General features: G+C 51.5%; 7 protein-coding genes. 6 read left to right on the top strand and 1 reads right to left on the bottom strand.

Annotated elements, in window-relative coordinates; all coding sequences use genetic code 11:
- Positions 1 to 1,330: 1,330 nt before the first annotated feature.
- Positions 1,331 to 1,762, bottom strand: a complete 432-nt coding sequence (locus ABWH99_RS16470; protein ID WP_375582928.1) for a hypothetical protein — start codon at positions 1,760 to 1,762, stop codon at positions 1,331 to 1,333.
- Positions 1,763 to 3,260: 1,498 nt separating this feature from the next.
- On the opposite strand from ABWH99_RS16470, the gene ABWH99_RS16465 reads away from it, so the two are divergent.
- The 6 genes from ABWH99_RS16465 (at position 3,261) to ABWH99_RS16440 (ending at position 11,764) form a co-directional block, all read left to right on the top strand.
- Positions 3,261 to 5,408, top strand: a complete 2,148-nt coding sequence (locus tag ABWH99_RS16465) for a SusC/RagA family TonB-linked outer membrane protein (RefSeq protein WP_375582927.1) — start codon at positions 3,261 to 3,263, stop codon at positions 5,406 to 5,408.
- Positions 5,381 to 6,505 (top strand): hypothetical protein, encoded by a 1,125-nt coding sequence (locus ABWH99_RS16460; protein ID WP_375582926.1) that lies wholly within the window; start codon positions 5,381 to 5,383, stop codon positions 6,503 to 6,505. The genes ABWH99_RS16465 and ABWH99_RS16460 overlap by 28 nt, the downstream gene beginning before the upstream one ends.
- Before the next feature lie 20 nt (positions 6,506 to 6,525).
- Positions 6,526 to 7,500 carry a RagB/SusD family nutrient uptake outer membrane protein gene (locus ABWH99_RS16455; RefSeq protein ID WP_375582925.1) on the top strand — a complete coding sequence of 325 codons (975 nt, stop codon included), beginning with the start codon at positions 6,526 to 6,528 and terminating at the stop codon, positions 7,498 to 7,500.
- Positions 7,418 to 8,305 carry a RagB/SusD family nutrient uptake outer membrane protein gene (locus ABWH99_RS16450; protein ID WP_375582924.1) on the top strand — a complete coding sequence of 296 codons (888 nt, stop codon included), beginning with the start codon at positions 7,418 to 7,420 and terminating at the stop codon, positions 8,303 to 8,305. Before ABWH99_RS16455 ends, ABWH99_RS16450 begins: the two co-directional genes overlap by 83 nt.
- A gap of 392 nt (positions 8,306 to 8,697) precedes the next feature.
- Positions 8,698 to 10,587: a heparinase II/III family protein gene (locus tag ABWH99_RS16445; protein ID WP_375582923.1), complete on the top strand. Its 1,890-nt coding sequence runs from the start codon at positions 8,698 to 8,700 to the stop codon at positions 10,585 to 10,587.
- Positions 10,588 to 11,029: 442 nt separating this feature from the next.
- Positions 11,030 to 11,764, top strand: a complete 735-nt coding sequence (locus ABWH99_RS16440; protein ID WP_375586589.1) for a polysaccharide biosynthesis/export family protein — start codon at positions 11,030 to 11,032, stop codon at positions 11,762 to 11,764.
- Positions 11,765 to 12,451: the final 687 nt, after the last annotated feature.

Genomic DNA, 12,451 nt, shown 5'->3' with positions numbered 1-12,451 from the left:
AATAAAGCCCTGGAACGGGTTGGACACGACCTTGCTAATTCGGTGCGCCATCGATAGGGTCATTTCGATTGCCGACGAGGGAAGGATATCCTTGCAGGAATGCCTCTTGCATTTCCCGTACACGTTAGGTTCAACCCCTTTCGGGGTTGGAGGTACCTGCTTGTTTTATCCGTGGGTTGCACCCACGGTTAGGATTGTTCAGGCCCTTCAGGCCTGCATCGTCGGTACTTCTTAAAGAAATTGATTCGGTTCAGCAAATGGGTTTTATTCATTTTTTTTCACTTCAGGACGGGATACCTTGACCACCGCCCAGCCCACTTCATAAACGAGTTGGGGGAGGTGCTGCATGAATAGGTATTTTATTTAAATCCGCTATCGCCACTGAATAAAGCCCTGGAACGGGTTGGACACGACCTTGCTAATTCGGTGCGCCATCAATAGGGTTATTTTGATTGCCGACCAGGGAAGGATATCCTTACAGGAATACTTTTTTGTTGCCTGTACACGTTAGGTTCAACCCCTTTCGGGGTTGGAGGTACCTGCTTGGTTTATCCGTGGGTTGCACCCACGGTTAGGATTGTTCAGGCCCTTCAGGCCTGCATCATCGGTGCTTCTTAAAGAAATTGATTCGGTTCAGGAAATGGGTTTTATTCGTTTTTTTCACTTCAGAACGGGATACCTTGACCACCACCCCCAGCCCCCTCCTTAAACACGTAGGGGGGAGGTGCTGCGTGAATAGGTATTTTTTTAAATCCGCTAATGCCACTGAATCCGGTGCTCCTCATGCTGACTGTTTGCCCATAGCGAAAACCGGATCGATTCCAAGCCCCGAAGCGGGCGTAATACCGATAGCCCCGGGTAAGCCGACAGGGGAGGCGCAGCCCCGGGGTCGTTCCGTATTTTTTTGTTTTCTGCATTGGCTAAGGAGCAGCTTACCACCGAAGCAGGCGTTCCGCCAATGCCCAGCCAGGTGTGAGACCTCCCCTCGGCTACCTGTTGCTTTAGTAGGGGGGGAAAGGACAGGTACCTGGTTTAAACCGATCAGCAGCGTTGAATCCAGCTTTGGGATGAATAGGGGCTTGCTAATTCGGTGCGCCATCGATAGGGTCATTTCGATTGCCGACCAGGGAAGGATATCCTTACAGGAATACTTCTTGCATTTCCCGTACACGTTAGGTTCAACCCCTTTCGGGGTTGGAGGTACCTGCTTGTTTTATCCGTGGGTTGCACCCACGGTTAGGATTGTTCAGGCCCTTCAGGCCTGCATCATCGGTACTTCTTAAAGAAATTGATTCGGTTCAGGAAATGGGTTTTATTCGTTTTTTTCACTTCAGAACGGGATACCTTGACCACCACCCCCAGCCCCCTCCTTAAACACGTAGGGGGGAGGTGCTGCGTGAATAGGTATTTTTTTAAATCCGCTAATGCCACTGAATCCGGTGCTCCTCATGCTGACTGTTTGCCCATAGCGAAAACCGGATCGATTCCAAGCCCCGAAGCGGGCGAAATACCGATAGCCCCGGGTAAGCCGACAGGGGAGGCGCAGCCCGGGGTCGTTCCGTATTTTTTTGTTTTCTGCATTGGCTAAGGAGCAGCTTACCACCGAAGCAGGCGTTCCGCCAATGCCCAGCCAGGTGTGAGACCTCCCCTCGGCTACCTGTTGCTTTAGTAGGGGGGAAACGACAGGTACCTGGTTTAAACCGATCAGCAGCGTTGAATCCAGCTTTGGGATGAATAGGGGCTTGCTAATTCGGTGCGCCATCGATAGGGTCATTTCGATTGCCGACCAGGGGAGGACATCCTAGCAGGAATACTTCTTGCATTTCCCGTAGACGTTAGGTCATCCGTGGGTTGCACCCACGGTTAGGATTGTTCAGGCCCTTCAGGCCTGCATCATCGGTACTTCTTAAAGAAATTGATTCGGTTCAGGAAATGGGTTTTATTCGTTTTTTTCACTTCAGGGTGTAATGAAATTTTAGGCAAAGGGTATCCGAAGGGACAGGTCATGGCTGCTTCGGGATGCTGGGAAGATTTCAGGACGGGATACCTTGACCACCGCCCAGACCACTTCATAAACGAGTTGCTGGAGCTGCCTTAGGACGTATTTTTTTAAATCCGCTATCGCCACTGAATAAAGCCCTGGAACGGGTTGAATAGGGTCTTGCTAATTCGGTACGCTATCGATAGGGTCATTTCGATTGCCGACCAGGGAAGGATATCCTTACAGGAATACTTCTTGCGTCGCCCGTACACGTTAGGTTCAACCCCTTTCGGGGTTGGAGGTACCTGCTTGGTTTATCCGTGGGTTGCACCCACGGGTAGGATTGTTCAGGCCCTTCAGGCCTGGACCAAAGGAGCAGCTTACTACCTAAGCAGGCTTTCCGTCATGCACGCGATGGTTTGAGGCAGGTGTAATTTTCCGGATTTTGGTCCCATTACCGTTTGTTCCAGAATCTATCTGACAAATAAACAACTAACCAATTAAACGATTAAACAATTAAGCCCTTAACCACCATGATCCTACATCATTAAAGACCAATTGCCAAAAATGGCCTCCCCACCAACAAACCAGCTGACGACCCCACTAACCCTTAACCACCACGGCTGAATAGAGTTCCACTTTTGCTGCCTCCTTGCCCATAAACACAACCCAGCCCGTATCGAACCCCATTAACCCTTAACCACCATGATCCTACCTAATTAATGACCAATTGCCAAAAATGACCTCCCTACCAACGAATCACCTACCGAACCCTATTAACCCTTAACCACCACCTCCGAATCCGAAACGTTCGAACCTGCCTAACTGCCCATTTTAAATTCCTTCTAAGCTTCGAGCCACCTTACTCATTTTCCATTGCCTTTGTTTCGTAATATTTAGGTCAAAAAAAAATCCAAAAAAGGGCAATTTTCTAGGCGGATTTTTTTTCTTTTACATAAAATCCATATTATTCGAAACAAAGTAGAATAAAATACACTCACAAATGGTTTCCAACCCTTTAAAAATGAGGTTTTTTTCGTATAAAAGAAATTTAATTTTCTCTACAATAATAATAGGCTTTAAAAACAATCTGATGTTTTGTTTTTCATCAATAATTTTAACCGTTCATCCATAAATTTAACTGCCTATGAAAAATTGATTTTCAAAAATTCAGTACAAATGATCCGGAAAGCTGTTTTTTCCGGGCAATCTTAATTAACAACAATCCATTATGAAAAAAAATCTACAAAATTGCTACTCAGTGAAACCGATCTCATTGATGGTAGCAATCCTGTTTTTCGTCCTTTCCGGCGGCCTGATGGCGCAGGGACAGCGACTGGACAGGAACCTGAAAAATCTTACGGTTCCCGAGCAGGCTTCTATCGAGAAAATCGAAAAGAGCGAGCCGGCTGCAGCATTCGACGTGACCGTTTCCGGTACCGTTACCGATGCAAACGGCGAACCCATCCCCGGTGCCACCGTCTCGGTGCCCGGCACCTCCATTGGTACGGCCACCGATCTGGACGGCAAGTACTCGCTAACCGTTCCTGACGGTGCTTCCCTGGTATTCTCCTTTATCGGGTTTGAAAGCCAGACCGTAGAAGTAGGAAACCGACAGACCATCAATATCTCCCTGGCAGAAAGCACCGCTAACCTGGACGAGGTGGTCGTGGTGGGCTACGGTACCCAGCAAAAGGTCAACCTGACCGGTGCCGTGGGTGTGGCTACCAGCGAACGCCTGGAAGGGCGGCCCATCGCCAACGTGGCGGAAGGACTTCAAGGGGTGATCCCCAACCTGAACATCGCCCCCCGAAACGGTGATCCCTCCCAAAGTCCCGCGTTCAATATCCGTGGATTCCAGTCCATCAACGGCGGATCTCCATTGGTGCTGGTGGATAACGTTCCCATGGACCTGAACCGGGTGAATCCCAACGACATCGAAAGCGTTTCGGTACTGAAAGATGCCGCGGCAGCGGCCGTATACGGTGCCCGTGCGGCCTTTGGCGTGATCCTGGTGACCACCAAAAGTGGAAAAGCGGGCAAAGTAAACGTATCGATCAACAGCCAGTTTTCCCTGGCCAAGCCCATCTTTAACATGGATCCGGTGACGGACCCGCACGATTTTGTCAACGCCCGGAACATTGCCAATATCCGAACCAATGGCGTTCCCAGTTATGACGACGATATGGTGGAAGGTACCCGCCGCTGGTCCGAAAACCCCATCCCCGAAAACGAATGGGGCGTGGTAGACGGCAACCTGCGGTTTTACGGGTTCAACAACTACCAAAACGACATCATGACCACCTTTGCGCCCACGCAACAGCATGACGTGACGATTTCCGGTGGTTCGGAGACCTCCAATTACTTCGTATCCTTTGGCCACCTGAACAAGGACGGCTACCTGGACTCCGACCGGAACGAAAACTTCAAGCGCTACAATGTGCTGATGAAAGGGGAGTTCAAGGTAAACGATTGGCTGACCCTGGACGAGAAAATCGTGGTGAACACCCAGAAAAGTGACAAGCCGTATTTCTACAACTGGGACGTCAACATCAACTCCCTGGCGCGTGTGAACCCGATCATGCCCATACAGTTTCCGGACCTGCCGTTTTACCTGCAGCAAGGAGATCGCGAACAATACGAGCAGTACATCGGCATGTACTTTGGCGGCACCAACTTCTTTCCCTACCTGGAGGACGGCGGTCGTTCCACCTGGACACGCAACGATATCTGGTTGACGCAGGGCGCTACCCTGACGCCCGTTAAAGGCCTGACCATCAAAGGAAACTTCTCCTACAATTACAATTACCGAAATTCACAAGACGTAGCCAGCAAGATAGAAATTGTGTCTAACAACCTGCTGGAAGCCAATCCTATCAGCAACGGATTCAGTGGAAACGATTTCATCAACGAGGTCAACGACATCAATCAGTACTACGTATTCAACGCCTATGCCGATTACGAATTCTCCCTTCCCGAAAAACACAGCCTGACCGCCATGGTGGGTTTCAACCAGGAGTGGGGACAGAACAAGCGGGTGCGCGCACAGGCCAACACGCTGATCACTCCCTTGATTACCGATCTGAACGCCACCATCGGCATGCAGCAGACCTTTGGTAGTTCCAACCACAATTCCCTTCGGGGCGGATTTTTCCGGGTCAACTACATCTTCGACGAGCGTTACCTGATCGAATCCAATGGACGCTACGACGGCACCAGCCGTTTTCCAACTTCGGATCGCTTCGGTTTCTTCCCCTCCTTGTCGGTGGGCTGGAGAATATCGAACGAAAACTTCATGGCCAATACATCCAGCTGGCTGGACGAGTTGAGATCCGGGCCTCCTACGGTACGCTGGGTAACCAATTGTTGGGGAATAATTTCTACCCCTACATCCCTACCATGGGCATCGGGCAATCCGGCTTTATGATGACTGCCGGTCAGCGCACGCCGTTTGTTTCCCCTGCCGGCCTGGTGAGCCCCACGCTGACCTGGGAAACGGTGATTTCCCAAAACCTGGGTGTAGACTTTACCATGTTTGGTGGCAAAATTGATGCTTCCTTCGATGTGTTTACCCGGGATACCAAGGACATGCTGATGCGTCAGGAGTATCCGGCGATCCTGGGTACGGCGGCGCCTGCTTCCAATGCGGCCGACTCCCGCACCACCGGTTGGGAATTGGCACTGACCTGGAGGGACCGTCCACGCAACGACCTGAGCTACGACGTGACACTGGCCCTGTCGGATTGGACGGCTAAAATTACTCGATTCGATAATCCGAATGGCGCGATTCCTTCGGGTACCTCTTCAACGAATCAGTACTACGAAGGACAGGCCCTGAATGAGATCTGGGGTTACCGCACCGTAGGTATCTTCCAAACGCAGGAAGAAGTGGACAATGCGGCGAACCAGGATTTTCTTGGTGCCAACTGGCGTCCTGGCGATATCCAGTATGAAGATTTGAATGGAGACGGCGTAATTACTCCGGGAAACAACACCCTGGAAAATCCCGGCGACCGAACCATCATCGGAAACAGCACGCCTCGTCTGAGCTTCGGTCTCAACAACAACCTGCAGTGGAAGAATTTTACCCTGAACGTGTTCTTCCAGGGCATCTGGAGAAGGGACCACTGGCCGACTTCCGGTAACTGGACCTGGTTTTTCCCCTTCAATGCGGGTCACGTAGAGAAGTACTTCATTACCGACTCCTGGTCGGAGGACAACCGGGATGCGTATTTTGCCCATCCCCATATCTCTACCAACGACAAGAAGAACATTCAGCCGCAGTCCCGCTTTTTGCAAAACGCCGGCTACATCCGTTTGAAAAACCTGCAGTTGGGTTACAACATACCGGTCTTCCTGACCGACAAGTTGGGCTTGCAAACCGCCAATGTGTATTTCGCGGGGATGAACCTGTGGGAGTATTCGCCTATTCGAGACCCTTTGGATCCTGAAACCATCTATTCCGGTGCGATCGAATACCCCATGCAACGAATTTACACATTGGGTGTACGGCTGTCATTTTAAACTCAAAAGCACTGAAGATTATGAAAAATTATAAATTGATTGCCGGCTCCCTGCTTCTGGCCACGGTCCTGCTGGGCGCCTGTAACGACGAATTCCTGGAGCGATTTCCTCTGGATGAAGTTTCGAACGAAACGTATTGGAATACCGAAAACGATCTGGCCACGTACAACAATACCTTTTACCACATGGCCTTGAACGATGAGAATATTCCCATAATGCACGGGCATAATAATGGGTTTGCGAGCCACCGGCACAGCTATTGGTTCCTGGACGGCCTGGCAGATAACCTGGCACCGAATCATCCCCGGCATACCTTCTACCAGCGCATTCGCTCGGGCAGGGAAATCACCCCTACCGGACCCCAATGGTTTGGCTGGAGAGGTTGGGATTTTGTGCGGGCCATCAATATCGGCCTGGAAAACTACCCCAATGCGGATATCTCAGAGGCCGCCCGCAACAAGTACGTGGGCGAAGCCCGGCTGATGCGGGGATGGTTTTATGCCCAAAAGGTGATGATGTTTGGCGATGTGCCCTGGGTAGATAAAGAACTGAACATCGACTCCGAAGAACTGTTTGCGGCGCGTACCCCTCGGGAAGAAGTGATGGCCAACGTGTTGGAGGACCTGACCTTCGCTGCAGAGCACATTCCCAACGATTGGGGCGATGGTAACGCTCCCGGCCGGGTCAACCGCTGGGCAGCACTGGCCATCAAAGCCAGAGTTTGCCTGAACGAGGGCACCTGGAGAAAATACCACGGAGGCTCCAATGCCGAGATGTGGTTGCGTGAAGCAGCCGAAGCGGCACAGGAAGTGATGGAAAACGGGCCGTATTCCCTGTATTCCACCGGCGATCCGGAAAACGATTTCAACGCTTACCAACGCATTCTTCGACCTGAGTGGGAATCCAGAGGTGATGATCTGGAGAAGGTACCAGCTGGGTATCTACACCAACCACGTGCAGAGTTACTATTCCTATACCGGGGGTGCCACCCGTAGCTTTGTGGAAGACATCCTCTGCGAAGACGGACTGCCCATTACCCTTTCTCCCTTATACCAGGGCGATGAGACCATCGAAGACGTGTTTGTGAACCGGGATCCCCGCCTGCGGCAAACCGTGCTGCATCCGGATGATACCGAGAAATACAAGTACCACGTAGCGGACGGCCGGGACTATCCCCGGATTCAGGGACAGCCAGGAGGCAGAACTTCCGCTACCGGTTACCACGTGATCAAGCACTACAATGCCGACGACATGATCGGAAAGGCCTTTAACACGGCCGAGTCGCCGGCCATTATCCTGCGCTTTGGCGAAGTGTTGCTGATCTATGCCGAGGCGAAGGCCGAATTGGGTGAAGCCACCCAGGCAGACCTGGACAGAAGCATCAACCTGCTGCGCGACCGGGTAGGCATGCCGCACCTGGACATCAACCCGCCCATGGATCCTCGCTATGCGGACGACGGAATCTCTCCTCTATTGGTAGAAATTCGCCGGGAGCGACGCGTGGAGTTGTTCCAGGAAGGCTTCCGCTATGACGATATCCGTCGCTGGAAGCAGGGCAAGAAGCTGGAGAAGCCCGATATGGGCATTCGCTGGACACCGGAAGCCGAAGCACGATACGCCGGTGCCATCATTCAGACCAGCGTGGACCCGGACAATGGCCATACCTACATCGATGTGTATAAGAATACCGACTGGGCGGATCCGGTTTTTGACGAGTCCAAAAACTACTTCTGGCCCATTCCGTTGAATGTCATCTCGCAAAACCCGAACATTACCCAAAACCCGGGTTACGATGGCTAATGGGATGCTCGGAATCAAGCAATGAAGTGGAATAAATAAAAAAAAACCTGCCGATCTTTTGGCAGGTTTTTTTGATCAACGGAAGGCGAGAAACCTACGCTTTTTCCTACCTTGTTTTGGAAAAAACGGCTCGCATAGCAACCGGAAGAGGAGTTCCCGCTGGACCCGGCAATCAACCGGGAAAACGCAGCCAGGAACACTTCTGATCGGAAATTGAGGCAACTATTGTCAGCCCTTTGTGCGGATTATCCGCTCCGGCTGACGATCTTTGTGACAACAGACAAAGCTCGAAAAACGAGTGGAATCGCAGGTACGACCGGGAAAAAGATTGACCGGCGAGTCGAATCTACCGGGCGCGCCCAGAACAGGAACCTTAAAAAAAATATACAGCGATGAAAAACCCAAAATTTCTTTTAACACTAGGCCTTTGTGCCGGATTGCTGACGGGCGCTCTGCAAGAAGCACGATCAGAACATCTGTTCCCAGCCAGATACCAGCAAGATCCCCCCGCGCTCGAAAATCCCATCACCGTGCGTTACCTCAAACGCAACCTGAGGAAATCCAGTCCCAAACTGGCCCTGACTCCCGCCTGGGAGCGGAACCTGAAACAAAAAATCCGCACGGAACCCATGGTAGCCAATTATTACGCCGCTGTCAAAGCCAATGCAGATGCATTGCTCGACACGCCACCGCTTCGTCGGGAAATGGTGGGACGCCGACTTTTGGGAACTTCCCGTGACATGCTGCACCGCATGAACGTACTGGGCATTGCCTACCGTATTGAAGGAGAGGACCGGTACCTCGATAAGATCAATGAGGAATTGCTGGCGGTGTCCAACTTTTCCGATTGGAATCCCTCCCATTTTTTGGACGTGGCCGAAATGGCTACTGCGGTAGCCCTGGCGGTCGATTGGGTGGGGAAGGACCTGCCAAAGGCCACCGTTCGCCAGGCAAAACAAGCCCTGATCGAAAAAGGTATTCAGCCCAGTTGGGAAGGAAATCACGGCTGGATCAATGGAACCAATAACTGGAATCAGGTCTGCAACGGGGGTATGATAGCAGCATCGATCGTGATCGCCGATGAAGATCCCGAGTTGGCAGCCAAAACGATCTCCCGCTCCCTCGATGGCATGCCCCATGCCCTGGCCGAATACGGTCCGGATGGCGTGTACCCCGAAGGTTCTACGTATTGGGGCTACGGAACGGCTTTTTCCGTGCTGACCTCCTCCATGTTGCAATCGGCTTTTGGGACCGATTTTGGCCTGGCAGCGTACCCGGCTTTTAAAGCCAGTGCCGACTTTCGAAAGCTCAGCATCGCTCCTTCGGGCTGGTACTATAATTACGCGGATTGCGGCGACCGGCACAGTCAGGCGGGAGACATTGTCCTCGCCTGGTTTGGTACCGAAACGGGAAATCCCTTGTACCTGGAAAAGGAAAAATTCCTGCAGCCCGTTGCCGATATGGGCAAATTACACCGCATTGCCGGTGCCGGCCTGGTTTGGCTGGCGCAGTTTGAACCCAGCGAATCCGAGGGTTTACCCACCGCCTGGAAGGGAGACGGAGCAAATCCCCTGGTCCTTTTCCGGGACGATTCGGACAGCCCAAACGCCTATTACTTTGGCGGTAAGGGAGGCAAAGCCACCATCAGCCACGGCAACATGGATGCCGGCTCTTTTATCTGGGAAATCAACGGGGTGCGCTGGGTAATCGACCCGGGAAACCAGCCCTACAACGAACTCGAAATCACCGGCTTTGACCTCTGGGGCAGGTGCCAGGACTGCGAGCGCTGGACCCTCCTTACCAAAAACAATTACGGGCACAGCACGCTAACGGTAAACGGCGAACTGCACGTCAACGAAGGATTTGCCAGCCTGGAACAGTTCCGCGAGGGTCCCCAACCGGAGGCCTTGTTTGACCTAACGCCGGTTTTCGGAGACAACCTGGAGCTGGCGCATCGGAAGTTTTCCCGACCGGACGAAAACTCCCTGATGATCGAGGACCGGCTGGTAACCAACGAAAATACCAAGATGATTACCTGGCAGCTGATGACGCAGGCCGAGGTGGAACTTGTACCCGGTGGTGCCATTTTGCGGCAGGACGGGAAACAGGTACGCTTGGAAAACCTTTCCCATCCGGAGTTAAAAGTATCGCTGGTATCCCTGGACCCCGCCCCTTTGGCCCTGGACCGGCAGATTGAGGGATTGAAGCGCCTGGAAATCCGCATTCCCGCCTGGGTGCTGGACAAAGAGACCCGGCTACAGGTGAAGTTGCAAGCCTTTTAATCTACCCCCCCCCACCTACGCTATCTTCCGGATAGCGAAGGTTTTACGACCCTCAACCTTTGCCGTCTTCCAGACCTCGGAGGTTTTTTGTGTGCACGCGTAGGATTAGACCTTCGAGGTTTTGGAAACGGCAAAGGTCGGGGGTAGCCTCCTGCACCGGACTCAGGCTTTTTTTCCCCCATTGTTCTTAGAAAAATAAACACATTTTTCCTTTGAAATATCGTAGATACCGCGCAAACCAAAAGTTTAAAATATATATTTTCCTCCTTGACGTGAAAAAATACAACAACCGTTTTTTTGCTGCCATCCTTTTAAATATATTTGCCCCGAATAGATCGATTTTCTTTAGTACCCTAGAATGAAAGCCCTACAACTCCTATTTTTTGCCAGCTCGCTTGTGCTTCTGGCAGCTTCTTGTGTATCCAATAAACGCATCATTTACCTGCAGGAAACCGACGAAGAAATCCCCCTCTACACCGAGAGCGAATTGGTGCCCAACTTTACCGAAGACTATTACCTGCAATACAACGACGTGGTGGATATCAACGTCCAAACCACCTCCGAAGAACTCAACGAGATTTTCGGCATTGCTGCAGGCGATCAGCGGCTCCAAATGAACATGGCCCAGGGGGCCCAGAATGGAGGCGATATCTTTTTTATCAATGGCTACACCCTGGATGAAAACGGCATGGTGGAAATCCCCTTGCTTGGAGAAATCGAGCTGCTGGGCCTGACCACCAAACAAGCCCAGACCAAAATCGAAGAAAAACTCAAAGCCTACGTCAACGAGGAAGATTTTTTCGTGCGCGTGCGGCTGGGAGGCATCCGTTTCTCCGCCCTGGGAGAATTTAACAGAAACGGAAATTTCACCATTTTGCAAAACCGCATCAGCATCTTTCAGGCCATTGCCCATGCGGGCGACATGACCCCTGTGGCCAAACGGGACGAGGTGGTGCTGATTCGCCAATACCCCGAGGGGACCAAGTCTTTTCGCGTCAACCTAAACGACCGACGCATCGTGGAATCCGAATTCTACTTTATCCGACCCAACGACATGCTCTATGCCGAACCGATGAAAATACGGGAACTCGGTACCGGAGTAAACTTTGTTCAGACCTTTCAACTGGCCGTCACCACCCTTTCAGCCGTACTGCTGGTGCTGAATGCCGTCCGCTAACCAATAGACCCAAGAAATTGAAAAAGGGGTTGCCAATCCCATTTTCAATCTATTTTTTTGTACTCCGAATCATTCCTTTCCGCTGGGTGCCTAATGGGACTCAGGAGGCGAAGCTGTGCCCGGGCTAGTGGTGCTGATCAGGCTGAGTGGTGAAATAGCGATGTTTGGCAGTTGCGCTTATTGGTAGTCGAACCGTGGATGGTAAGGGTTAATAGGATGCGGAAGGGCTGAGATGTTGAGACGAGTTGTTTTGCAGTTGAGCTGTTTAGAAGTGGAATCGTGTTTGTTAAGGGTTAAACAATGGTATCTCCAAAAATCCAGAGGATTTTTGCACAACCGCTTAACCGGTAACAAAGCTAGGGGGCTGAACTTTTAATTTCAGATCAATCGACCGCATACGACTCCCCCTTACCAAGGGGGCCGGGGGGATTTACTTACGCAATCATTTAATTTCCGTATAGTCTAAACTTACAAATGCACAAAAAAATCCCCCTTGCCCCCTTAAAAAGGGGGATTTGATTGCGAATAGTTTACTATCCTGAGAAAAGCTTCCTTGTACATGCAACCAATTAACCGGTTAAAACAGTCAACCCCTTCAAAAACCCTTAACAAAGCTGGGAAGCTGCCCGACTACAACTCATCCGGACAACATACCACTACCACGACAACAACCAGAAACAAGCCTCT

The sequence above is a fragment of the Cyclobacterium xiamenense genome (assembly GCF_042140265.1).
GTDB classification, from domain to species: Bacteria; Bacteroidota; Bacteroidia; order Cytophagales; family Cyclobacteriaceae; genus Cyclobacterium; species Cyclobacterium xiamenense_A.
The sequence above is the reverse complement of the archived record's forward strand: the minus strand, read 5'-3'. Positions and strand labels throughout refer to the sequence as shown.

Excerpts from the sequence above, each read along its gene's own strand:
- ABWH99_RS16460 (WP_375582926.1), top strand. The coding sequence starts at position 5,381 with ATGGGCATCGGGCAATCCGGCTTTATGATGACTGCCGGTCAGCGCACG.
- ABWH99_RS16445 (WP_375582923.1), top strand. The coding sequence starts at position 8,698 with ATGAAAAACCCAAAATTTCTTTTAACACTAGGCCTTTGTGCCGGATTG.
- ABWH99_RS16465 (WP_375582927.1), top strand. The coding sequence starts at position 3,261 with ATGGTAGCAATCCTGTTTTTCGTCCTTTCCGGCGGCCTGATGGCGCAG.
- ABWH99_RS16455 (WP_375582925.1), top strand. The coding sequence starts at position 6,526 with ATGAAAAATTATAAATTGATTGCCGGCTCCCTGCTTCTGGCCACGGTC.
- ABWH99_RS16470 (WP_375582928.1), bottom strand. The coding sequence starts at position 1,762 with ATGGCGCACCGAATTAGCAAGCCCCTATTCATCCCAAAGCTGGATTCA.
- ABWH99_RS16450 (WP_375582924.1), top strand. The coding sequence starts at position 7,418 with ATGATCTGGAGAAGGTACCAGCTGGGTATCTACACCAACCACGTGCAG.